24 protein-coding genes and 1 pseudogene are annotated in these 22,829 nt (G+C 63.2%); 9 read left to right on the forward strand and 16 right to left on the reverse strand.

Annotated elements, in window-relative coordinates; all coding sequences use genetic code 11:
• Positions 1-89: 89 nt before the first annotated feature.
• Together QFZ70_RS01055 and QFZ70_RS01060 are read right to left on the reverse strand one after the other, a co-directional pair.
• Complete coding sequence (locus QFZ70_RS01055) at positions 90-1,019, reverse strand: SRPBCC family protein (protein WP_307093680.1); 930 nt, start codon at positions 1,017-1,019, stop codon at positions 90-92.
• 174 nt (positions 1,020-1,193) lie between these two features.
• Positions 1,194-1,343, reverse strand: coding sequence for a hypothetical protein (locus QFZ70_RS01060; RefSeq protein WP_307093681.1), 150 nt, complete (start codon positions 1,341-1,343; stop codon positions 1,194-1,196).
• A gap of 212 nt (positions 1,344-1,555) precedes the next feature.
• On the opposite strand from QFZ70_RS01060, the gene QFZ70_RS01065 reads away from it, so the two are divergent.
• Positions 1,556-2,167 carry an NADPH-dependent FMN reductase gene (locus tag QFZ70_RS01065; RefSeq protein WP_307093682.1) on the forward strand — a complete coding sequence of 204 codons (612 nt, stop codon included), beginning with the start codon at positions 1,556-1,558 and terminating at the stop codon, positions 2,165-2,167.
• 57 nt (positions 2,168-2,224) lie between these two features.
• On the opposite strand, the gene QFZ70_RS01070 is transcribed toward QFZ70_RS01065, so the two are convergent.
• The 8 genes from QFZ70_RS01070 to QFZ70_RS01105 all read right to left on the reverse strand — a co-directional run bounded on the left by QFZ70_RS01070 (position 2,225) and on the right by QFZ70_RS01105 (position 11,157).
• A complete protein-coding gene (locus tag QFZ70_RS01070; RefSeq protein ID WP_307093683.1) occupies positions 2,225-2,698 on the reverse strand; it encodes a sensor histidine kinase in 474 nt (157 codons plus the stop codon).
• Positions 2,699-2,852: 154 nt separating this feature from the next.
• Positions 2,853-3,785, reverse strand: a complete 933-nt coding sequence (locus tag QFZ70_RS01075) for a carbohydrate kinase (RefSeq protein ID WP_307093684.1) — start codon at positions 3,783-3,785, stop codon at positions 2,853-2,855.
• A 26-nt stretch (positions 3,786-3,811) separates the two neighbouring features.
• Entirely contained in the window at positions 3,812-5,314 is a 1,503-nt protein-coding gene (locus tag QFZ70_RS01080; RefSeq protein ID WP_307093685.1) for a glycoside hydrolase family 32 protein, read from the reverse strand.
• A 125-nt stretch (positions 5,315-5,439) separates the two neighbouring features.
• Positions 5,440-7,047: an ABC transporter substrate-binding protein gene (locus QFZ70_RS01085; RefSeq protein ID WP_307093686.1), complete on the reverse strand. Its 1,608-nt coding sequence runs from the start codon at positions 7,045-7,047 to the stop codon at positions 5,440-5,442.
• A gap of 82 nt (positions 7,048-7,129) precedes the next feature.
• Complete coding sequence (locus QFZ70_RS01090) at positions 7,130-8,089, reverse strand: carbohydrate ABC transporter permease (protein WP_307093687.1); 960 nt, start codon at positions 8,087-8,089, stop codon at positions 7,130-7,132.
• Between the two features lie 7 nt (positions 8,090-8,096).
• Complete coding sequence (locus QFZ70_RS01095; RefSeq protein ID WP_307093688.1) at positions 8,097-9,071, reverse strand: sugar ABC transporter permease; 975 nt, start codon at positions 9,069-9,071, stop codon at positions 8,097-8,099.
• The gene (locus QFZ70_RS01100) at positions 9,068-10,111 is read right to left on the reverse strand and encodes a LacI family DNA-binding transcriptional regulator (RefSeq protein WP_307093689.1); all 1,044 of its coding nucleotides are present in this window, start codon (positions 10,109-10,111) and stop codon (positions 9,068-9,070) included. The genes QFZ70_RS01095 and QFZ70_RS01100 overlap by 4 nt, the downstream gene beginning before the upstream one ends.
• 116 nt (positions 10,112-10,227) lie before the next feature.
• Entirely contained in the window at positions 10,228-11,157 is a 930-nt protein-coding gene (locus QFZ70_RS01105; RefSeq protein ID WP_307093690.1) for an aldo/keto reductase, read from the reverse strand.
• 264 nt (positions 11,158-11,421) lie between these two features.
• Here QFZ70_RS01105 and QFZ70_RS01110 point away from each other — a divergent pair, with 264 nt between their 5' ends.
• A complete protein-coding gene (locus tag QFZ70_RS01110; RefSeq protein ID WP_307093691.1) occupies positions 11,422-12,471 on the forward strand; it encodes a glycosyltransferase family 2 protein in 1,050 nt (349 codons plus the stop codon).
• A gap of 4 nt (positions 12,472-12,475) precedes the next feature.
• The gene (locus QFZ70_RS01115) at positions 12,476-12,640 is read left to right on the forward strand and encodes a hypothetical protein (protein ID WP_307093692.1); all 165 of its coding nucleotides are present in this window, start codon (positions 12,476-12,478) and stop codon (positions 12,638-12,640) included.
• A gap of 1 nt (position 12,641) precedes the next feature.
• On the opposite strand, the gene QFZ70_RS01120 is transcribed toward QFZ70_RS01115, so the two are convergent.
• Positions 12,642-13,733 (reverse strand): hypothetical protein, encoded by a 1,092-nt coding sequence (locus QFZ70_RS01120; RefSeq protein ID WP_307093693.1) that lies wholly within the window; start codon positions 13,731-13,733, stop codon positions 12,642-12,644.
• A gap of 328 nt (positions 13,734-14,061) precedes the next feature.
• Between QFZ70_RS01120 and QFZ70_RS01125 the strand changes: the two genes are divergently transcribed.
• The 4 genes and pseudogenes from QFZ70_RS01125 to QFZ70_RS01140 all read left to right on the forward strand — a co-directional run.
• Positions 14,062-14,898, forward strand: coding sequence for a response regulator transcription factor (locus tag QFZ70_RS01125; protein WP_307093694.1), 837 nt, complete (start codon positions 14,062-14,064; stop codon positions 14,896-14,898).
• A 79-nt stretch (positions 14,899-14,977) separates the two neighbouring features.
• On the forward strand, positions 14,978-15,397 hold the full coding sequence (locus tag QFZ70_RS01130) for a YkvA family protein (protein WP_307093695.1): 420 nt from the start codon (positions 14,978-14,980) through the stop codon (positions 15,395-15,397).
• 73 nt (positions 15,398-15,470) lie between these two features.
• Positions 15,471-15,659: a hypothetical protein gene (locus QFZ70_RS01135; RefSeq protein WP_307093696.1), complete on the forward strand. Its 189-nt coding sequence runs from the start codon at positions 15,471-15,473 to the stop codon at positions 15,657-15,659.
• A 497-nt stretch (positions 15,660-16,156) separates the two neighbouring features.
• Positions 16,157-16,382, forward strand: a pseudogene (locus tag QFZ70_RS01140) (IS30 family transposase); the annotation flags it as partial.
• A 147-nt stretch (positions 16,383-16,529) separates the two neighbouring features.
• Here the strand turns inward: QFZ70_RS01140 and QFZ70_RS01145 are convergent.
• Entirely contained in the window at positions 16,530-17,729 is a 1,200-nt protein-coding gene (locus QFZ70_RS01145) for an MFS transporter (RefSeq protein WP_307093697.1), read from the reverse strand.
• 22 nt (positions 17,730-17,751) lie between these two features.
• On the opposite strand from QFZ70_RS01145, the gene QFZ70_RS01150 reads away from it, so the two are divergent.
• Entirely contained in the window at positions 17,752-18,318 is a 567-nt protein-coding gene (locus QFZ70_RS01150; RefSeq protein ID WP_307093698.1) for a TetR/AcrR family transcriptional regulator, read from the forward strand.
• A 290-nt stretch (positions 18,319-18,608) separates the two neighbouring features.
• Positions 18,609-19,205 carry a carboxymuconolactone decarboxylase family protein gene (locus tag QFZ70_RS01155; RefSeq protein WP_307093699.1) on the forward strand — a complete coding sequence of 199 codons (597 nt, stop codon included), beginning with the start codon at positions 18,609-18,611 and terminating at the stop codon, positions 19,203-19,205.
• Between the two features lie 310 nt (positions 19,206-19,515).
• On the opposite strand, the gene QFZ70_RS01160 is transcribed toward QFZ70_RS01155, so the two are convergent.
• The 4 genes from QFZ70_RS01160 to QFZ70_RS01175 all read right to left on the reverse strand — a co-directional run bounded on the left by QFZ70_RS01160 (position 19,516) and on the right by QFZ70_RS01175 (position 22,645).
• Positions 19,516-19,692 carry a CsbD family protein gene (locus QFZ70_RS01160; RefSeq protein ID WP_307093700.1) on the reverse strand — a complete coding sequence of 59 codons (177 nt, stop codon included), beginning with the start codon at positions 19,690-19,692 and terminating at the stop codon, positions 19,516-19,518.
• A gap of 90 nt (positions 19,693-19,782) precedes the next feature.
• Complete coding sequence (locus QFZ70_RS01165) at positions 19,783-20,289, reverse strand: DUF2231 domain-containing protein (RefSeq protein ID WP_307093701.1); 507 nt, start codon at positions 20,287-20,289, stop codon at positions 19,783-19,785.
• Positions 20,290-20,321: 32 nt separating this feature from the next.
• A complete protein-coding gene (locus QFZ70_RS01170) occupies positions 20,322-22,172 on the reverse strand; it encodes a glycoside hydrolase family 15 protein (protein WP_307093702.1) in 1,851 nt (616 codons plus the stop codon).
• Complete coding sequence (locus tag QFZ70_RS01175) at positions 22,169-22,645, reverse strand: hypothetical protein (RefSeq protein ID WP_307093703.1); 477 nt, start codon at positions 22,643-22,645, stop codon at positions 22,169-22,171. Before QFZ70_RS01175 ends, QFZ70_RS01170 begins: the two co-directional genes overlap by 4 nt.
• Positions 22,646-22,829 lie beyond the last annotated feature (184 nt).

The following is a 22,829-nucleotide window of genomic DNA, read 5'->3' on the forward strand; positions in this document are numbered from 1 at the left end:
GGGCGGCGCTTTCGTTATGCGGAACGTCCGACGCCGGATCCGGCTTTAGTTGTCAGCCGCAGTGATTCCGGTGCCGGGTTAGTCACGGTTTAGTGCTGGCCGAGGTTCCCGCCCACCGGCGGCAGGCCGCCGTCGGGCCGGCGATCGCCCTCGCGCCGTTCCCCGGCGCTCAGGTTCTCGCCCTCAACCGTCTCGTCGGACTCGCCGGTGGTGTCCACCAGGCCGTTGGTCTGGTCGAAGGCGTGGCCGATCCTGTCATCACCCAGATCGGCGACCGAACCGGTGGTGCCGGCGGCAGCCGCCGTGCCCGTGGTTGTGGTGCTTGTAGTGGTGGTCGTGTCCGTCGGGACCGGGGTGACGGTGACGGGTTCGCTGGGAACCACGGGAGTTACTGTTACATCGGCACCTTCAGTGGTGTCCTTCTTGGACCCTGCCATGGCCGCTGCCGCACCCGCAGCCGCAGCGACGCCCAAGCCCGCAGCCATCTTGCCGGAGATACCTGCCTTGCCCGAATCGCCGCGTGATCCCGCAGCGTCCTCCACGCCGGGAGTGCCTGCAGGGGCTCCGGTGCTGACGCTGCCGCGCCAGGCGCCGCTCGCGTAACCCTCATCCTCGATGAATTCCTTGAACCGCTGCAGGTCGGCCTCGGCCTGGCGGTCCACCACGTTGAGCTTGTCGCCCACCTTTTCAATGATGCCTTCGGGTTCGTATTCAAGCGTCAGCTGCAGGGAGGTCTGGCCGCCGCCGATGTCTTCAAAGTCAACTGCGCCGGCGTTTGTTGCGCCTTCCGTGGCGGCCCACGCAACCCTGCGATCCGGGACCTGCTCCAGGATCTTGGCTTCCCACTGCCGGCGGATGCCGCCGATCTCTGCCACCCATTCCAGCCGGTCGTCACTGAGCTGCGTCACGCTCTTGACGCCGCCCATGAAGTGCGGGAATTCCTCGAACTGGGTCCACTGGTTGTAAGCGGTGCTTACCGGTACGTTCACCAGAATGCGTTTTTCCACCTTCGTGCTCATAACGTCTCCTTCGCTTTGTTACCGGAAAGCTGATGAATCGGTAGAAATCATCAGCATGCTTACCAACATACCTAAAGGGCTGGCTCGTTTCCAGAGGAAGAAAAAACGACGGCGGCACTCGGCGCCGGATTGCCGGGCCAGGTGCCGCCGCTGCGGGCCAGCAGTAGGCGCGGACTATTTGCCAGCAACCGCAGCTTCCGGAGTGTCCGGCCCCTCGGCCGGGTCCTGCGAGTGAACCCTGATTTCTGTGATGTCCGCATCCGGGTCGCCCTCTGCGGGTGCTTCCGTGTGGACCCGCTCATCCTGCAATGGATTCTCGCTCATGGCTGCTCCTGACCGCGACGGGGACTTCACTACAGATCATTCAGCGCTCCCCGGCCCGGCCTGTCAAGGACCCTGGAAAGCTCTGGCCGGGACGGTTCTTCTGTGCTGGACTGGTGCTGCAGTGGGCACCAACCGCCGTCCCGCCACGGGCGGCATCTTTTCCAGGCAGAACATGGACGGCCGGCGCTGACTGGCCATTGGAAGGAACACTCATGGCACCGTACCGAATCGGATATTTTGTGGGGAGCCTGGCATCGGGCTCCATCAACCGGGTCCTCGCCAACGCACTGATCAAACTCGCACCGGAGGACCTGGAGTTCACCGAGATCCCCATCAAGGACCTTCCGCTCTACAACTACGATTACGACGCCGACTTCCCGCCGGCAGGACGCGCCCTCAAGGAGTCCATCGAGGCTTCAGACGGCATCCTGTTCGTGTCCCCGGAGTACAACCGTTCCATCCCCGGTGCCCTCAAGAATGCCATCGACTGGGGCTCCCGGCCGTGGGGAAGCAACTCGTTCGCCCGCAAGCCCACGGGAATCATCGGAGCATCGCCGGGCAGCATCGGCACCGCGGTAATGCAGTCCTCGATGCGCAGTGTCCTGAGCTTCCTGGATGCGCCGCAGCTGAACGCCCCCGAGGTTTACATCCACTACAAACCAGACGTGTTCGGTGCCGACGGCGAGGTCAAGGATGAGGGAACCGCCAAGTTCCTGCGCCACTATATGGACGAGTACGGTGCCTTCGTAGCCCGCGTCCTGGCCGCCAACGCACCAGGTCACATTGGGGACCTGGAACCGGACTCCGCAAAGCTTTCGCGCTAGCAGTCAGGGCAGGAGTGCGGATGCCCACCGTCCCAGCGACGGCGGGCATCCGGGTCTTTAGTCCAGCGGCAGGGTGACGGTCACGCTCGTACCGTGCCCGGGGACTGAGTTGATGTCTACGGTGCCGCCGGCCTCGTGGACGGCCACGGACATGAGCCGAAGTCCATAGCCGTGGTGGCGCCCGCAGGTGGCGAGCTTGCTGTCAAAGCCTGTGCCGTCGTCGGCCACTACCAGGCGGATGCCGTGGTCGACGGCGGCGAGCTGGACGTTGAGCTGCGATGCTTCGGAGTACTTGAACGCGTTGCTGAGGGCCTCGCGTGCCGACTGGTAAAGCAGGGACGCGCAGTCCGCCGGAATCTCGATGCCCCAGTGTGGAGTATCCCAGTGGACCGCGGTCCCTTGCTGACGAAGGGGCACCGTGAGCCGGTCAATGCAGCCGGCCAGCCCCAGGGTATAAAAGTCGAGTGGATGCTGATCTGTCAGCACGCCTGCCACGGCTGTTACTTCTTCAAAAGCTGTTTCGTTTCCCATGACTTCCTGCACCCCGCAAGCTGTTGGTTCGATACCTCCAGAGTGGACCTGCAACGTCAATGAGCAGCAAGGTTTTCCTCAAGATCGCATCAATTCTGCGGGCCCTTGTTGCGCTCGAGCAGTCTGGTTGCTTTCCTTCCCGGTCAGCCTGCCGTCAGCGTTGAAGCATTAAGCGAAGTTCGTGTCCTGTTGGGGGCCTGGCACCGGCCCTGCCTACGGTTATCGCGGCCGCAGCAGCGGCCGTGCCGCCCAGCTGTTCAAGGACGGAAGGCGCGTAGCCGTCGGTTCCGCGGGTGAGGATTCCCAGGATCAGGGCGGACATGTAGGAGTCGCCGGCGCCGATGGTGTCAACCACCGTGGACGTCACCGCGGGGATGCTGAGGACGGTGCCCGGCGTTGCCAGCAGTGAGCCTGACGAGCCCTTGGTGATAACAGCAAGATCCGCTCCCAGCGTGAGGATGTGCGTTGCGGTTTCGCCCAGGGTCTTGTCCGGGTAGAGCCATTCAGCGTCCTCGTCGCTGAGTTTGACGACACTGGTGAGGTGGACCAGTTCCTCGAACGTGCGCAGTGCTTCGGCGTGGGTTCCGAGCAGGGACGGCCTGATATTGGGGTCGTAGGTGATGATGCACTGGTGGCGGAGTTGCTGGAGAACTGTCCGGACTGTGGCAGCGCCCGGCGCGAGAAAGCTTGCGATCGAACCGGTGTGGAGGACCTTGGGCGGGGTGTGCACGAGGTCCAGCGGTTGCACATCCCAGATGATGTCGAAGGCGTAGCTGGCTGAGCCGTCCTGCGCGATGGTGGCGGTCGCCGTCGAGGTTCCCTCCAGTGAGCGGGAGCCTGGCAGGAGCGTCACGCCGGCGCCGGCAAGGTGCTCCTCGAGCGCCGCGCCGCGCCGGTCAGTGCCGATGGCGGTGAGCAGCCCGGTGCTGACTCCCAGCCGGGCCAGGCCATAGGCGACATTGGCTGGTGACCCGCCGGGGTGCTCGATGGTGCCCCCGGGCGTGGTCACGACGTCGGTGAGGGCTTCCCCGATAACGACGACGTCCAGCACCTGCCGCGGGGGGTTCGGCTTGCCGTTATAGTGCATGTCTGTCTTTCCTGGCTTGGGTTGCCCTACGCGAACTGGGTGACCTGAAGGTTGTTGACGGTGGCCGTACCACCCACGGCAAAGACAGAGAGCTCGGTGCTGGTCTCGGCCGGGAAGATCAGTTCGGTCATGGTGACCAGGCCGCCCTGGGCGAACACTTCAACCGAGCAGCGGTCCACGAAGATCGTGAGGCGGTAAGTACCTGCCGTTGCCTGGAGCGGGGCGGTGTCAAGGGAGGGGAAGGATTCGTGGAAGTCTGTCTGCCCGGACTCCCGCCGGTCGACGAAGAGTTTGGCTTCGCCGGGGCGGATGCCGACACGGGTTCCGGTAACGCCGTCCCCACGCAGGATGAGGCCGAATTCCGCTGCGCTTCCGGGCCTGAGGGTAACGTCGATGCGCTGGACGGTGCCGGCCGCGCCAGCCAGGACCTGCACACCCTCGTGAATCGTGGTCTCCGAGAGGCAAAACGGCTCCGCGTCGGCCAGGGCAGTCCAGTCACCCGCGGGCTGCTGGACCAGGCACAGTTTTCCTTCGTTCGTTTGGAGCGAAATTTCACGGGCGAGGCTCATGGGGCTGCGCCACGGTGACGTAGGGATGTCGTTGACGTATTGCCAGTTGTTCATCCAGGCGATCATGAGGCGGCGGTCGTCCGGGGCGTCGCTGAAGGAAACCCCGGCGTAGTAGTCCCGGCCCCAGTCCAGCCACTGGTATTCGCCCAGCCGGTCAGGGTCCTGGAGGCCTTCGGTCACGGTGCTGGCCGAGGTGAAGGTAGTTCCGTCGAAATCGCCCACGAAGTATTGGCCGGCCGAGCCCTTGTTGGGTCCGCCGGGGTTGAGGTTAACAGTGAGCACCCATTTGACGTTTTCGGGGTCGCCGTCGACGGGCAGCGGGAACAGGTCGGGGCATTCCCAGATACCGCCGGTGGCGTTGGCCGGGCCGAAGGTGCTCAGCAGTTCCCAGCTCTTCAGGTCCTCGGACTTGTACAGCACCACCTGGAAGTCCTTGGCTTCGACGGCGACCATCACCCAGTAGCTGCCCGCGGCGCCGTCGTACCTGATGACTTTGGGATCCCGGAACTCCCGTGAGTTGCGGCTGAGTACGGGGTTGCCGGTGTGCTTTGTCCAGGTGTAGCCCCCGTCCATGCTGTAGGCCAGCGACTGGGCCTGGATCCCCGGGTGCGCGGAGTCCGGCTTATAGGCGCTGGTGTAGATGGCGACCAGTGGGGCCGTTGAGCCGCTGCCGAAGCCGCTGGTGTTGTGCCGGTCGAAAACAATGCTGCCGGAGAAGATGTCCTCGTTCTCGTCACAGGCAATGGCAACGGGGTGGTCAGTCCAGTTCAGCAGGTCCGTGGACGTGGCGTGCCCCCAAGACAGGTTGCCGTGAACGCTGCCGAACGGGTTGTTCTGGTAGTAGAGGTGGTAAACGCCGCCGTGGTAAATCAGGCCGTTGGGATCATTGAGCCAGGTGTTCCTTGTTGCGAAATGCAGGGCCGGCCGGAAGGTCTCGGCTGTCGTGGTCGCGGCAGTCATGAAGGTGAGTCTCTCTTCTTGTCTTGGCAGGTGTGGTCGCTGCGGGTCCCGTGGGAGTGCCGGCAGGGGGATGAGTGGGGCGTGGGGCCGGCACGGGTGGTGCCGGCCCCACCTTTTTTGGGTAGTTAGGAGTTCTTTTTGTAGCGGTCGTAGGCCTGCTGGTAGACCTCGATCATCTTGTCGACGCCGACGTTCCTGAGCTGGGAGACGTAGCCGTCCCATTCCTGCTCGATGCCGCCGGAGACAATCCACTTGGCCATGTTCTGCTTCACCAGGGACGTGACATCGGTCTGGATGGTGCTGATCTGCTGCAGTTCCTCGTTGGAGAGGGCCACCGGGGGGTAGCCGTCGTTCCCGGCGAAGGGCTTGTAGAGCTCCTCAACGGTCTTCTGCCGTTCGGCGGCGCGGGGTTCCGGAGCGACGACCGTCTTGAAGTTCTCGGCGGTGTTGGCCTTCGGGCCGCCGGGGGCGACCTTCTGGCGGCGTTCGCCTTCGCTGGTTCCGGCCGGAGCGGGGATCTGGGTCAACAGGCCGCTGGCGTCCTTCTGCAGGGTCTCGCCGATGGGTCCCCAGTTGGCCTGGGCGGACTGGATGGGGTCGTAGAGGTTATCGGCCCAGCGCATGGTCGCGGCCGGGTACTTGTTGTTCCGGGTGATGGCGAAGGCGCCACGGGCGATCTCCTGGTTGTTGGACTGGCTTGCGATCCGCTTGCCGTCCACACCTTCCAGCACGGGGACCAGGGAGTAGTTGTTGGCGCGGTCCGGGCCGACCATTTCGGGGATTTCCCACCAGACGAAGGAGCCGAGGTTTTCCTGCTTGGCCTTGCCCTTGGCCAGGTAGGCCTTGTCGTCCTGGGAGAAGGACTCGGGGTCAATCAGGCCTTCCTGGTACCACTCGTGCAGGGTCTGGATGGCCTTTTTGTAGCCGTCCTGGGTGGCGGTGAAAATGACCTTGTCATCCTGGACAATGCGGTGGTCCATGTTGTCTGGCACGCCGCCCAGGGCTGCGATCAGGTCCACGATGTCCCCGCACCAGGAGCCGGGCATAAAGCTCAGGGGGATGGTCTTGCCGGTCCCGGAGGCATCCCGGGTCTTGAAGGCCAGCAACGCATCGTGGAATTCGTCCACAGTCTTCGGCATCGGGATATTGAGCTTCTTCAGCCAGGAGGTGTTGATGGCCAGTTCGTGCGGGAACTGGACCAAACCGAGTTCTTCGATGGACGGGAGGGAGTAGATGTGCCCGTCCGAGGAGGTGATCGCTGCCCTGATGTCGGGCCGCTCGGAGAGCAGTGCGGAGAGGTTGGGGGCGTTCTTCTCGATCAGTCCCTCGAGCGGGATGAGGGTGCCGCTGGCGGAGTAGGTGGCGATTTCCGCGTCGGTGAGTCCGGTATTGAAGAACGCGTCGGGCAGGTCGCCGCTGGCGAGGATGAGGTTCTTCTTTTCCTGGAAAACCGTCTCGGGCAGGTTTTCCCAGTTGATATGGATGTTGGTGGCCTTTTCCCATTCTTGCACCACTGCCATGGTGTTGTAGTCCGGAGCCAGTGCGGTCTTGGTGCCGGAGAATGTCAGGTCAAGCTGCTTGCTGACGATGGGGAGGCCTGATTCCTGGAAACCGAAGTCAGCGGAGGCGTCTTTGATCTCCGTGGTGCCCGAGCCGCCGCCGGAGCAGGCGGTGAACGTCAATGTTCCGGCCAGGACTGCGCCGAGGGCGGCGTATTTGCGGCTGAATGCCATGGTCATTCCTATTCTGAGGTGGTTTTTGAGGTGGGTGTTGCCCGCCCGGGGCGGTTGCCTCGGCGGTGGTACTGGGAAGGGATTATTTGACGGCGCCGATCATGGCGCCCTTGGTGAAGTGCTTCTGCATGAATGGCAGGGCAATCATGAGGGGCAGGCTCGAGACGACGATCATGGCGTACTTGGTGAGCTCTGCGATCCGTTGCGCTGCGGCATAGGATTCGATGTCTCCGCCGGTGGTTCCGGTGGATGAGACGTCTGACTGGATGAGGATGTTGCGCAGGACGAGCTGCAGCGGGTATTTGGTGTCGTCGTTGAGGAAGATCAAGGCGTCGAAGAACGAGTTCCAGTGCGCCACCACGTGGATCATGATCATGAGCATGATCAGTGGCTTGGACAGGGGGAGGACCATCTTGAAGAAGAACTTGAAGTCGGTGGCCCCGTCCATCTGCGCAGCTTCGCGCAGTTCGTTCGGGATGGTGTGTTCGAAGAATGACCTGGCGATGATCAGGTTCCAGACGCCCACAGCCCCGGGCAGGACCACTGCCCAGACGGTGTCGAGCATGCCCAGGTCGCGGACCACCAGGTACTTGGTGATGAGTCCGCCGTCGAAGAACATGGTGATGACGAACAGCAGCATCAGGATTTTCCGGCCCGGCATGTCCTTGCGGGACAGGGCGTAGGCGCCGCAGAGGATGGTGCTGACGCTGACGGCGGTGCCGAGCACGGTGTAGACGAGCGTGTTGCCCAGGCCGTTCCAGATCCTGCTGTCGGCGAAGATCCGTTCGTACCCTTCGGTGGTGATGCCTGAGGGCAGGAGCCAGACCTTTCCCTCATAGACGGCGTTCGGATCGCTAATGGAGGCGATGACGATGAAGTACAGCGGGTACACCACGGCCAGGATGGACAGCAGGAGGACGGATGTGGCGGCGATGCTGAAGGCGCGGTCACCGTACCTGTCCCGCAGCGATTGCTGGGGGCGGACCTGGTTGACGGTCCGTTTCGGGGTGTCGGTAGTGCGGGGGTTGGTTGTCAGGGACATATCGGCATCACCACAGGGTCGCTTGGTTGGCCCGGCGAGCCACGGTGTTGAAGAAGAGCAACAGCGCCAGGTTGAGGAGGGAGTTGAACAGGCCGATGGCGGCCGAGTAGCTGAACTGCGCCTGCTGCAGGCCCGCGTGGTAAACGTAGGTCTGGATGATCTCCGACGAGGAGATGTTCAGCGGCGTCTGCATCAGCAGCGCCTTCTCAAAACCGACGTTGAGCAGGTTGCCGATGGCCAGGATGAACAGGATGGTCACCACCGGCATGATGCCGGGCAGGTCAATGTGCCGGATGCGCTGGAGCTTTGAGGCGCCGTCCACCTTGGCCGCGTCATGCAGCGCAGGATCGATGGCGGCAAGGGCCGCCAGGTAGACGATCATCGAGAAGCCGGCGTTTTGCCACACGTCCGAGATTACGTAGACGGGACGGAACCACTCCGCGGAGCCCATAAAGAAGATCGGCTCCCCGCCTCCAAGCTGGATGGCATTATTCACCAGCCCCGACCGGGGGGAGAGGAGGACGAACATGATGCCCACCACCACAACAGTGGAGATGAACGCCGGCGAATAGAGCACCGTCTGGGTGAACTTCTTGAACTTTTCGCTTTGCAGCTGGTTGACCAGCAGCGCCAGGATGATCGGGATGGGGAAGGCCACCAGCAGGCCGAGGATGGCGATCCACAGGGTGTTGCCCACCACCTGGCCGAACTGGTAGGAGTTCACGAACCGGATGAAGTGGGTCAGGCCTACCCAGGGGCTGTCAGTGAAGCCGTCCACCGGGTTGTAGTTCTTGAACGCTATCTGCACGCCGTACATCGGCCAGTACTTGAAGACCAGGATGTAGATGACGGCCGGAGCTAGTAATACGTATAACTGCCAGGCACGCGAAATTCTCTTGAGGCGGAGCGAAAGAGAATTTTTCTGCTGCGGCAACGGTGCCGCAGCTGGACCGCCGCGTCGGGCCGGGATGGTGCGGCTCATGGCATCTCCTTGGGATGGGTCACTGAGTTCCGTTCGATCAGAGGGCAGTCCATGAGCTCGACCCGGCCATCGGGTTCCGCATCCTGGAGGATCAGTTCAACCGCGCGCCGGCCCATGGCGACGAACGGCAATTCAAGGGTGGTCAGACCCGGCCGGAGGAACGGCGCCAGGGTCGCCTGGTTATCGAAGCCCACAATGGACACATCCCCAGGAATTGAAAGGCGCAGGTCCGACACGGCCTGGTAGGCACCCCAGGCACCGCGGTCGTTGGCGCAGAAAAGCGCGGTGGGCGGGTTGCCGGAGGTCAGCAGCTCCATCCCGTACTTGTAGCCGTCTTCCTCGCCGCCGGTCCCGAATCGGACCAGGTCCGGATCCAGTTCCAGTCCTGCTTCCTCAAGTGCATTCCTGTAGCCCCCGTACCGTCCGACGGCGGCAGGCAGTTCGCTTTCAAGGCTCTCGATGTTGATGAGTGCAATCCGCCGGTGCCCCGCGTCGAGCAGCCGGCGAGTGGCCGAGTATCCACCCTTGACTTCGTCAGGAGCGACACTCGCAACCCGTCCAGCCCGGTCCTGGGAATTCAGCACCACGGATCGCACACCCGTGAGGGCCTCCGGAACATCCAGGCGCCGGTGATACATGCCGGCGTAAACAACTCCTGCGACCTTGTAGGAGAGCATTGTGTCCAGGGATGCCGCTTCAAGCTCCTTGTCCCCACCGGTGTTGACGGTGAGCAGGAGGAGTCCGTCCTCCCACGCCCGCTGCTGGGCGCCTTCGATGATGGCGCCGGCAAAAGGAGTGGTGGCAACGGTATCGCCGATAAATCCGATCATGCCCGCCACGCCTTCACGAAGGGTCTTGGCGTGGGCGTTGGTGCGGTAGCCCAGCCGGTTCACGGCATCCCGGACCTTCTTGCGCGTCTCCTCCGAAAACCGGGACCCGGACGCTGAGTTCAGCACCAGGGAAACGGTTGCCTGCGAGACGCCGGCGGCAGCAGCGACGTCGTGCATTGTCGGTCCTGACTTTGGCCGTGTTCCAGCCATGGGCACCTCCTCGGGCCGTTAGTAATAGGGTTAGTTATTCGTATAACTGAGTCAACTGTAGCGGGGGTCACACGGAGCGTCAATAGGGCAGCGTCGAAGGGGCTCCAGGAAGCGAGTCAGCCCAGCTCGCCGGTCCCGGCAGCAGTGAGGGGCAGAATCCTGTCCCAGAAGTCATCGGGGATGTCCAAGCCGGCAAGCTGTAGGGTTTCCTCCACACGGGCAGGCTCGGACATGCCGACGATGGTGGAGCTGATCCGGGGGTCGCGGGTGGAGAACTGCAGGGCGGCGGCTGCCAGCGGCACGGAGTACTCGGCGCAGAGCTCCTCCATCTTCCGCACGCGTTCGATGATGGCCGGGCTTGCCGGTCGGTAGCAGTAGTTGGGCGCGGCGTCGGGCCCTTTCACCAGCATTCCGCCGCCAAAAGGCGCCGCATTGATGAAGGCGACTCCGCGCGCCATCGCGTCCTGGATCAGGGGCTCGGCGGTCTGGTCCACCAGTGTGTAGCGGTTGTGGCTGATGACGACGTCGAATACGTCGGTGGCCAGGTATTTCAGCTCCAGGTCGATGGGGCCGCCGGCCACGCCCAGGTGCCCAATTACTCCCTGGTCCCGCAATTCGATCAGCGCCTCCAGGGGCCCACCCGGTCCCGTTCCTTCCTCGTAGCTAATTTTTTCCGGATCGTGCAGGTAGGCCAGCTGCAGCCAGTCCAGGCCGAGCCGCTCAAGGCTCTCCTCCACGGAACGGCGCACCCTGTCCCCGGAGAAGTCATTGGTTCCGCGGATGGGATCCACCTTGGTGCCCACAACGAAGCCCTCCGGCAGGCCGCCGGCCTCCGCAAGGGCCTGGCCGATCCGCTTCTCGCTGTTGCCGCCGTCACCGTATTCATTGGCGGTGTCGATGAAGTTGAACGGGCTGTCCAGCACGCGGCGGATGGTTGCAACGGCAGTCTCCGTGCCGCGCGGAGCAGGGTGGCTGCCCAGGGAGCTGGTACCAACGCAGATGGCTGAAACGGAGAGGCCGGTGCGGCCCAGAACGCGGTAATCCATGCTTGCTCCTCAAGGGGGTGTCCGGAAAAGAGTACCCCTATCTTGAGCTGGGACAGCTTGCTTCTTGAGCCTGAGTTGCATGCGTCCATCTTGATTGAAGCTTGTAGTTTCGTTGCCGGTTCTCTGCCGCTCATTTGAGTTCCCGTTGAAAAACTCGATGTCAATAAGGCTTGGGCAATTTCCGGTGGGGGTTATGAAAAGAACGTGTTTCGCGCGTGAATTCGGCACGATTTTTCCAGCGCGATCTACGGCCGGGGAAGCACTGTGATCACGGTCATCATTCCGGCGCACAATGAGGCGGCCGGCATCGGCGATACTCTCCGCTCGCTGCAATCCCAGACAATTGTCCCGCACCGGGTGATTGTGGTGGCGGACAATTGCACCGACGCGACGGAAGAAATTTCGTTGTCCGCCGGGGCCGAGGTGGTGCGCACTGCCGGCAACACGGACAGGAAGGCTGGAGCCCTTAACTTTGTCCTCGCAGACCTCCTGCCCCAAGCTGCGCCGGAGGACATGATCCTGGTGCAGGACGCGGATTCACAGTTATCCCGCGACTTCATTGAACGCTCCATCGGCCACTTGACCGCAGACTCGCGGCTTGGTGCTGTTGGTGGAGTTTTCCGCGGCGGCGACGGCGGCGGATTTGTGGGCCACCTGCAACGGAACGAGTATGCCCGCTACGCACGGGATGTGCGGCGGCTGAACGGCAAATGCCTGGTGGTCACCGGCACGGCAGCACTGTTCCGGGTGCGGACGCTCCGGGACGTGGCGGCGGCAAGGTTGGATGGCACCCTTCCGCCCGGCAACGGCCGTGGTGGCGTGTATGACACCTCGGTCCTGACGGAGGACAACGAACTCTCCTTCGCCCTGCTGACGCTGAAGTACAGAATCCGGTCTCCCGCTGACTGCTCCCTGGTCACCGAAGTCATGCCGACATGGCGCGAGCTGTGGGCGCAGCGCCTGCGCTGGAAGCGGGGAGCCGTGGAGAACTGCGTCCAGTATGGCTGGACCCGGGTGACCAGGCCTTACTGGGGCAGGCAGGCAATTTCCGTCGTGGGCGTCGCCGTGACGCTGGCTTATTTGAGTACGGTCGCGTTTGCACTGGGCACGGGGGAAGGGCTGCACATGCAACCGTTTTGGCTCGCCGTGACCGGTGTCTTCGTGATCGAACGGGTGGTGACAGTGCGGCTGCGCGGCTGGAAGTACATGCTCGCAGCCGCCACCATGTACGAGCTTGTGATCGACCTGTTCCTTCAGTTGGTCCATGCGAAGGCGTACTTAGATGCAGCGTTCAACAAAAAGAAAGCTTGGTAGAAATATGTACAACAATCCAGCAGTTCCGGCCGCAGCGGGAGCAGGGTCGGGAACCCTTGCGATGACCGGCGCCGGCGATGTTTTCTGGTTTGCACTTGCCGCGTTTGCGCTCCTGGCACTGGGGCTCGCCGTCAAGAGGATCCTCCCCGTCCGCGGCGCAAAGTCCTAGCTCAGGTCACCACGCTGACCACGTTGGAACACGCGGCTGTGTCGCAGATCTTATAGGCTGTTGTGCTTCCTCCCTTGAAGCTGTTGACGTAGCTGCCGGTGTTAGCGAGGATCCTCTGTTTACCGTTGATCCAAAGCGTGATGCTGGTTCCGGTGGCGCCGGTCCACTTCAGGGTGGTGGAGCTGACGGATTTGGTCTTAGTGGTGGTGGCGCTCAGCTTGATGGTGGAGGCGGGTGCAGAGGGCGTCGAAGCGGAGGCGGGAATGAAGGAGAAGTCCCTGATGACCACGCTTTCCGGTTTTACATGGGCAGGATCTCCTCCGCCTCCGCCGGTGACCCACAGGTTGAAGTGGATCTGCTCTTTGGCGGGGACCGGAACCCTGGACCCTTCCAGGACCGTGTGCTTCAGCAGGGGACCTGCGAAACCTTCGCCGGCAAAGGTTTCGAAAGTGATTCTGCCCGGCTGCCACACCATCCGGTGAGTGGTGATGGGATCGGCCGTAACGTCGAAAACGGTGGTGTTGTTGCCTTCGCCGGGAGGTTTGGTGGCATCGAACCAGTAGCCGTGGCCCTGCGTCACGGGCCAGGACTCGCCGTAGCCGGCGCCTCCGCCCCAGGCCGAGGCCTCGCACAGGTCGATTTCGTTGTAACCGGGCTCGGCGAGCGGGTCGTAGGTGAACAGGCAGCCCCAGACCACTTCCTTCTGCAGGGTGGTCAGATTCTTTCCCACCGTGGTGCTGTAGGTGCCGTAGCCGAAGCCTTGCCGGGTGGACTGGAACTCTGCCCCCACCGGCGCATCGCCGGTGGGGTTGGTCAGGTTCATGGTGATGTGGCCGTTGGTGTCCGGGTTGCTGACATTGGCAGCCGCGAAGGACTTGTTGTACTGCGGGGCGCCGCCCCAGAAACGTTTTTCCCAGTTGTACCCTTTCCAGGCGAAGTTACCGGCAGGCCCTGGGTTCGCTTCAAGGGGTGTGGTGTCTGCGGCGTGGGCGGGCGGCAGGCAGGCGAGCATGGCGACGGCGGCTGCCGCCAGCAGTGCCGGCGGCTTGTTCCTGCGGCGGGGATGTAGGACAAAAAAGCGAAGACCAGCCATGCGGCAACCCCTTATTACTTGCTCCCAGCGAGCAATGTCGTGCCCCCATTGGGCACAACTTGATCTTCAGTCAGGAGGAAGTGCGAAGGCAATAGTGCGATGCGTTAAATTTCCAATTGCGAATAAACTCAAGAAATACTCAATAATTGCCAAAGCTCAAGAATGACGCAAACGATGCCAAAGAAATACGTGTGCTGTCTATTTGGTTGTTAGGCTCTTATCTGCCGATGCAGATTGAGGCAATCCAATTGCCTCACTTCTCCGAATGCTTCATGAATTGCTTGCGGAAAGCTGCCGGGCATAAGAGTGGCAGAGGGTATGGGGGTACATGGTGGAGCGCGGTGTTGCCGTTGTGGTCGAGGACGATGACGACATCCGGTCGACCCTGACGGAGGTTCTGCAGCAGTCTGGTTTTGCCGTCCACTCAACGTCTTCGGGTCTCGAAGGCGTCGAGGCAGTCCGGGAACATAACCCGGACATCGTTACCATGGACGTCGGCCTTCCGGATTTTGACGGCATCGAGGCGTCGCGCCGGATTCGTACCTTCAGCGACGCCTACCTGATCATGGTCACCGGCAAGGTGGATGAGGCTGATGCGCTGATGGGGTTCGAAGCAGGCGCCGATGACTACCTCACTAAGCCCTTCCGACCCAGGGAGCTGCGTGCACGGATTGCTGCCATGCTCCGGCGGCCCCGGACCCTGCTGGCGGCTCCAACCGAACGCGGGCCGCAGCAGCCCATGGTGAGGGGACGGCAGTCACCGCTGCCGCCCTCCGCCGTCGGCCGTTCCGCAAGAGAACCTGAGGTTCCGGAGGGCGATCCTGCAGCAGCACCGGACCCCTGCTGCGACTTTGCGCATCGCGGACTAACCCTGCACGAGGGCTCCCGGCAGGCCGCCATCGATGGCGTTCCGGTGGACCTGACGCGGACCCAGTTCGACCTCCTCTTGGTTCTGATGGAGAACGGGCGGACGGTCCTCACCAAAGCTGATCTTGTCCGGCGGCTCCGTAACGAGCCTTATAACACCGGTTCCTTTGTCAGCACTGGCGAGGAGCGCGCCGTGGAGGTGCACATGGGCAACCTGCGCAAGCGGCTGGGGGACAGCTCGCGAAATCCCCGATGGGTGGAAACAGTGCGTGGCGTGGGCTACCGCATGACGCCGTAGCGGCTGGAAGCCAGCCGGAGCAACTGGAGTACCCTCGTTCAGGAGCCGGTCCCCGTCCGGCGCATGAGGGGAGGTGCGGATGTCCTGGGAAGCCGTCGTCGGGATTTTGGCCGGGCTTCTGCTGGCGTACGCGCTGCTGCTCCTCCTGCTGTGGTGGTACGCCCGCCGCCATCCCGAGACCGTCACCATGAAGGACGCGCTGCGCCTGCTGCCGGACCTGCTCCGGCTGATAAGGAGGTTGGCCGCGGACCGCACGGTCGCCGTCGGAGTCCGGGTGCGGCTGGTACTGCTGCTCGCCTACCTGCTCTCGCCCATTGACCTGGTGCCGGACTTCATTCCGGTGATCGGCTACGCGGACGACGCCGTCATCGTGGCCCTGGTGCTGCGGTCGGTGCTCAACCGGGCGGGGCCCGGAGCGCTTGAAAGGCACTGGCCCGGAAGCCAGCCCGGGCTGGACATCATCCTGAAAGCAGCTGCCCCGGTGCGCCGTCGGACGTAAGTTTTTTAGCTTGATCCGCACCTTTCGTGCAGTGGGCTGTTAGCGTGGAGGCCCGGCCACTGAAGGAGGAGCAATGACCATCAACTCACCTGATTCACTGCCTGATGACGAGCTGCAGGAGGGCGCTGCGGCCAGCAAGGGCAAGGACGACGGCGGTGTTCCCGGCGGCAGCAATGGCGTGGGCATTGGCGCCGATGCGGAGCCCAACACTTTCGAACCCGAAGAGGACCCGGAGGCAACTGACGGGCCGGAGACGGACTAAAGCCGGCCGGCTTATTGGGCCGCCCGCACCACCGGGCTGTACGGCCCCCTCAAGGTTCAATCAAGATTCGCGGCGATCGGCCTAAACCCGCTAATCGGCAGGTTACCAGCCGGTACATTTTAGGAGCTTCCACGTTTCCCCCGATGCGGAAGCACAACGGAAGCCCCTGCGCTCGAGCTCGACTCGCGCGGGGGCTTCCAGTCACCGGTAGCCTGCTGGAATGGCCGAGTACGAGCAGGAACTGACAGGGGGAAACGCGTCCGCACGTGTTGTGCGCGTTGGCCGGACCGTACGGAAGCCTTGGTTGGACAACTCTGCGGCCGTACAAAGTTATCTCGGTGCGCTCCGCTCATCTGGGGTGGATGTTCCTCAGCCGCTGGGCCGTGACGACGATGGCCGCAGCATTGTTGAGTACGTGGAAGGCGCCCTCGCAATTGACCGACTGCCCCTTGGCGTGGACGACCTGGTGCGCGTCGGCCGAATTTTTGGGAACTCTCGTGAACTTCTGCGATCCGGCCAGCCCCTGGCAACGTGCTCCCAACGAGCGCCAACGGACTGCTCCGCCAATACTTCCCTAAGGGTGCAGACCTCAGCATTGTAGGACAAGCTGAAGTCCGCTTTGCCGCTGATGAAATCAACGGACGGCCCCGGGCCGTCCTCGAGTGGGATAGCGCGGCCGCATGGTTTGCTACCCGGACGGCTCCCCAATTCAGCCGTGGATAACCCAAATTGACCCCATTGTGGACAGATGAGGAGTTAGTCGAGAGTCACCGCTGGAGGGATCTACCGTCTTTCCTAACGCTGGTTCGTCTTCAATGAGCGAAGGCTCCTTAAAAGCAGGGTATGGATCATGCCTCTAGTCGCACGACGTTAAAGGGCGTCCCATTGCTTCGATCGTCGTTCGGGTTGGGGTGTCTCATTCACGGTTTTAGGCCAATGCGGGACGGCCACTGCCACTCCGGTGACTACGGCTGCCAGTACGAAAGCCGCAGCGAGCCCCCAGACAGCGGCGACTGCACCAGCGACCGTCGCGCCGAGCGCCTGCCCCAGGACGAGGGCAACAAACAGCAGCGAGGTACCCGTTGCAGCACGACCGAAGTCGCGATCCAGCGTCCAGGCGATAAGCGCTCCCGTGGCGGCGGTATATCCCCACCCGAAAGCAACGCAGGCGATTAGTGCCAGGGCGGTAAAGCCGGGAGTGATCCCAAGCATCACAGTAGCGCCGGCAACAACGGAGGCACTGACTGCCCACGCGGCCCGTGGCCGGAAATGGCTCATCCATCGTGCAGTGGCGATTACTGCTGTTCCACCGATGCCGAGGGCTATCCATGCTCCTATCGATACCGGCTCGCTGGCACCGGATTCCACCAGATGGGCTCGTCCAAAGGTCCATACGGCAGCCGAGCCGGCACCCATCAAGAGTGCAGCGGCGATGATGTGGCCGTGTGCACAGAACCAGGATCTGGGCGGAAGCCTATTCACGTCAACTGAGCGGTGGGTGCGTGCTCTGTCAAGCCGTAGAACCAGGGCGGCAACAACGATGGTGAAGCCGGCTACGACGAACCAGGGGAGCCGCCAGTTAGGGAGAAGTACCAGCGCCAGCACCCCGGCGATGATCAGTCCGGGCCCGGTGCCTGCGTTCACAATCGATTGTGCGCGGTCGTTGTCCCTTCTTTCGACGTTGCGTCCGATGATGGACACGAGGGCAGGTGAGGCAAGACCGGCGCCGGTGGAACTGAGGATTGCGAAAGCGGCAAAGACGCCCGGCTGCATTGCTGCGGCCATGCCTGCGGATCCAATGCCGGCGCAGAGTGCCGCCCCAATGACCAGTCGGCGCGGGTGAGCCGCACCCGCCCGTAAGCCGATCAACGCACCCACGCAGTAGGACAGAGACGCGCCGGATGAAATCAGGCCCGCTGCGGCTGCGTTGAGGGAAAGTTCTGCCTGCACGTCCGGAAGAAAGAGTCCGTACGCCATTCGGACCAGACCATAGGTCATCGCGATGAAGCTAGTGCCCGCGGCAAGCAACATGCCGTGCCTGGCGGGTGTAAACGAAAACGCACGTTTCATTTTCATAGCCTAGGCTATTCCTATGGGAATTCGTTCAAAAACTGAGGAAAAGTTGCTCGATGCCGCGGATGAGTTCTTCTTCACCCGCGGCATCGCCGCTACACCGGTTGACGTAATCCTTGACAGGGCCGGGGTATCGGCGGCAACGCTTTACCGCGGTTACCCAAGTAAGGAAGCGCTGGTCGCAGCCGCTCTTACCAGACGTCATAAGGCATGGCTTGCTGCATGGGACCAGGCCATCGAGCGCCAGGCAACAGCCCGGGGAAAACTGCTGGCGGTCTTCGATGCACTGGACGAGTTCATGGCAGGCCCTGGTGGTGCGCGCTGGTGCGCATTCCTTGGTTCTGCCGCTGAGTATGCCGATACGCCTGCCGAAATCCTCGAGGTTGTGCGGGCAGACACCACTTCGTTTCAAACCCGGCTTGCCGAATTCGCCGTGCCCGTTGTCGGGCGCCAAGCCCAGGCGCTGGCCGAGGAACTGCTGCTCGTGGTCACCGGCGTCTTGGCGATGCGACTGCGTGAAGCCGGACATGGAACAACAACTGCACGCAGGGTTGCCAGCTTTCTGATTGAGGCCCGAACAGCTTAATGGCGTAGGAAGTGAACCGCGGTTAGAACGGCATAAAGGACGTTTTCATAACGCCGCCAGATGAAATGCCGAGAAGCTGAAGGAGCGGCCGCAGCTGCGCCGCCCCCGGCCAAGGGCTCCCCCGGCGCAACAGTCCCAGCGCTTTAAGTCTAAGGAGCGGTGCGGTGAGCGGTCGAGGGACCAGATCATTTACAAACGCGGAGCCGGGGGCAACAATGAGTCAAAATCATGGCCCTGCTGGGAGAGGCGGCGCCGGCTGTTTCAGCGGGCGGCCAATGGGAGGAGTTCTGATGACCATCCTGAAGGTAACCCCGGAAGCCGAAGCATCCGGCCTGACTGCTGAAATTTACGACGCCGACCGGCGCTCGCTTGGGCATGTGCCAAGCCATACGAAAGCGATGAGCTTGAACCCCGAGGCCTACCTGGCCTGGGAGTCGCTCACCCAGGCCATCAGCACTTCCCTGGGGCTGCGTTGGTACGAACTGGTGACGCTGGCAGCCGCCCAAGCGATCGGATCGACCCACTGCAGGCTGGCTCATGGCAAAAAGACGCTCACGATCATCCCCGAAGAGCACCTGTGTGCCATCGCCATCGATTTCCACGACGCCGACCTCCCCGAGGCGGAAGTGGCCATGATGGACTACGCGGTCAAGCTCAGCACCGACGCGGCGGCCATGGACGACGGCGATGCCCAGCGGTTGCGTGATGTTGGTTTCAGCGACCGCGAGATCGCCGACATCACGATGGCTGCCGCCGCAAGGAACTTTTTCAGCAGGGCACTGCTGGCCCTGAACGTTGAGTTGGACGTTCCCGAAGGCATGAGCGAGCAGTTGAAAAAGGCGCTGCTGGCGCCTCTGCCGCCGTATTCCGCGGCCGAGAGGACGTGAGTGGGGCCGGCGACGGCTGGGGGGCGGTGCCCGCGGTCTCAGACGGACACCATCGTCGCCGGCCCCAGCTTGATCCCCGGCAAGGAGCCAGGGAAATCAATGGGCTGAGACCTCAGCAGCGGAACACTTGAGCCGCTGCTAGAAACACTAAGTGGCTTTAGCCATGTGAACACGAGTAGTCGGTACTCGTTAACGGCAAGGGCGCCACCTGCGAAAGAGCCGGAAGGGGTGGTGCCAGGGGAGACAGGCCGGGAGAGAACAGAGAAGGGCGCCGCTCTGACTGGAGCGGCGCCCTTCCTATGAGGGAAAGTCAGTCCTTCTTGAAGGCGTCCTTGACTTTCTCGCCGGCCTGCTTGAGGTCTCCCTTGGCCTGATCCGTCTGGCCTTCGGTCCTCAGGCTTTCATCGCCGGTAGCTTCTCCGGCAGCTTCCTTGCCCTTGCCGCCCAGCTTCTCGGCCGCGTTACCGATCTTGTCGTCCAAACCCATGGTGTCTCTCCTTCGGTCGGAATCCGTCCGCATCAAGCGGACGGCTTACGCCTTCATCGTAACGCTGCCTCCCCGGGGATCCTTCGAATCCTAAAGAAACCCCTCACTCTGCGTTTTTTCATCGGCCACCCGCACCCCGTAGTAATAGGCGAGTTTGCCGCCGAGGTAGCCGGAGGCACCCACGATGGCATAGCCCACGGCGCTGAGAATAAAGGGAATGAGCACGAACTCCTGCTTATCGGTTCCAAGCCTCAGGAAGAAGCCGACGGCGAAGAGCGCCACGGCGGTGAGGTTCAGTGCCATGTGCGCCAGCGCTGTCCGGTGTGCGGGTGTGCCCCGGGTGAGTGTTGAGAAATCCATCAGGCCGAAGACGGCGGCGGCGAGTGCGCCAAGAATGCCGATTCCCACCAGCCACTGCGCGCCGACCAGGAAAGGCGTGTCGTCGGTCCCAAGCAGCGCGACGACGTCGAAAATGAGACTCGCTGTCCATGCGCCGATGGGGATGGTCACCAGCGTCGGGTGCAGCGGGTGCCCGTAGGGCCCTGCCAACGGTGTCTTGGGGTGTTTGGACCGTTGGTGCGCCGGGAGATTCTCCATGTCTGCTCCTTAGTTGTCGGATGCGGTACTTGTTAGGGGCGGGGCGGGTTGTCGCGCAGAGCGAGTGCGGCCTGAACCAAGGCGGAGTGCGTCAGTGCCTGGGGGTAGTTGCCGAGAAGCGCCCCGGAGGACGGGTCCATTTCCTCGCTGAAGAGGCCCAGCGGGGAGCCTTTTTGCAGCAGGGCTTTAAACAGGGCGGCGGCTTCCTGGTGCTGGCCTGTGAACGCCAAGGCCTGAACGAGCCAGAAGGAGCAGGGCAGGAATGCCCCCTCCGTTCCGGGCAGGCCGTCCTGCCCGGGCGGATAGCGGTAGAGGAGCGGGAAACCGGCGGACAGTTCCTCGCGGAGCGCATCAATTGTGCCCCTCAGACGGGGTGAGCCGGGTTCTTCCAAACCCGTGAGCGGCAGGACCAGGAGGGCAGCGTCGAGGTCGTGGGAGCCGTAGGTCCGGGTGTACGAATTCCTGGCAAAGTCGTAGCCGTTGGTTCTCACCTGGTCCGCGATCTGGTTGCGCGCCGTTTCCCAGCGGAGCCTGCGGCGCTTGCTGAGGTGGTGGGTGGCCGAGATGCGCAGGGCCCGGTCCAGCGCAAGCCAGGCCATAACCTTGGAGTGGACGTGCTGGGCTGCGTCGCCGCGCACTTCCCAGATACCGGCGTCGGGATGTTGCCATGTGGCCGCCACCAGGTCGGCGAACCCCCGCATGGCACGCCACGCCTCCGAGTTCAGCCTGCGGCCGCTTTCTACAAACGCCCAGGCTGCGTCCAGGACCCAGCCGTAGCCGTCGAGCTGGTGCTGGGTTGCAGCAAGGTTGCCCGTCCGCACCGGGCTGCTTCCTGCATAACCGGGCCAGGCGGGCAGGTTCCGCTCCTTCGGGACGTGTCCGCCGGCCAGGGTGAGAAGAGCGGGAAGGTGCGGCCGCTGCAGCCGGCTGGCATGCAGGAGCCAGCCGAGGAAGTCTTCTGCTTCCTGCGTCTTGCCCGCATGCAGGAAGGCGCCGACGCCGATGCTTGCGTCGCGCGGCCAGGCGTACCGGTAGTCCCAGTTGCGGATGCCTCCGGGATCCTCCGGCAGGGAAGTGGTGGGCGCAGCCACTGGGGCGCCCGAAGGGGAGTAGGTCAGCAGCCGGAGCGTGAGCAGGCTCCGCACCACCTCGTCGCGGTACGGGAGGGAGCCGTCGATTTCCTCCGTCCAGGCCTGCCACCGGGACTCATCCCTCTTCACAAGATCCCAGGCTGCTGCAGGGTCGATGTGGATCAGCGGTTCACCGTAGGCCAAAGCCAGGACAAGCGTGAGGGGTTTGCCGGGAACGACGGTGACGGTAAGGGGGCGCCCCGGCTCGACGTCGAGGTACGGGCTCGTACCCAGTGAGGCTGCGAGCGGACCCCAGTCGCAGACGAGGTCCTGTCCGCGGCGCACGCGGGGACGGCGGTGCAGCTCCCCAACCCTCGGATCGAAAAGTACAGTCACGCGGACAGGCGAACCTTCCGCGGCCAGGCGCCTGATCAGGACAGTTGTGGGCAGCAGCCCGCCCGCCACTTCTGCGATCATGGCCTCGCTAAGAATGAGCCGGCCGTCTCCTTGCGCCCATACCGTCTCCAGGGTTGCGGTCGCCAGGCGGTACCGGCGGGATATCAGGGGAGCGGGCTCGGCGGGCCCGGCGAGGAACCTGCCCGCCTCCGGTCCTCCCAGCAAGGCACCGAAGACAGGGTCGCCGTCGAACGCGGGAGCGCAAAGCCAGTCCACTGACCCGGCGGAGACGAGCGCGGCGGTCCGGGTGTCACCAAGCAACCCGTAGTCAGCGATGGGCGCGGCACGCGGTTGCTGCGCCCGGAATGGAGCGGGTTGCTCGCGCTGCTGCGCCCGATCCAGGTGACGCACGCTCATCGTGCCCCCAAAAGCAGACCAAGCACCGCGCCGTAGATCACGTGGGCGATCACGGCAACGGCCGGCGTCTGGATGCCGTAGTTCAGGCCAAGGAGGCCCGGTGGTTCCAGCACCGCCGTCGTGGACGGTCCCGCCCTGGTGGAGGCCATGCGCGGATGGATTCCAGGGAGCAGTGGCAGGATGACCGTGAGTGCAATGGCGACGTGCAGGACTCCCAGCAGAGCTCCGATCCACCACGTCGCCTGCCCCAGGAGCGCGAAGACCGCGGCGTAGCCCAGCGCGAAGCCCTGCCCCACGGCGAGGTGGATGAAGAAGCCCGCCACCCGTGCCTTGTCGGGATCAGGCGTTACCAGGGTCCCCAGCACCAGCGGGAGATCCAGCCGGGTCAGGCCTGCCATTTGCGCGGCGATCATCACCGCTGTCAGCACGGAGGTTGCCACCAGCCCGAACAGTGCCCAACCCTGCCAATCCATCTCAGATCACTGCCCAGAGAGGTTGAGCGCACAATCGCGCGCAACCCTGCCCAGTGTTCCTGACCACCGCATCGTGGACCCCTTCTAAAAGTAGGTCTACTAACTTTAGAAGGGGCTTGGGGTTTAAACAAGGGATGTTATTTTAGAAAAAGGGGGACGGGCTGCGGCGGCTGCGCTAGAAGCC

This window comes from Arthrobacter sp. V1I9 (genome assembly GCF_030817075.1).
In the GTDB taxonomy this organism is placed as follows: domain Bacteria; phylum Actinomycetota; class Actinomycetes; order Actinomycetales; family Micrococcaceae; genus Arthrobacter.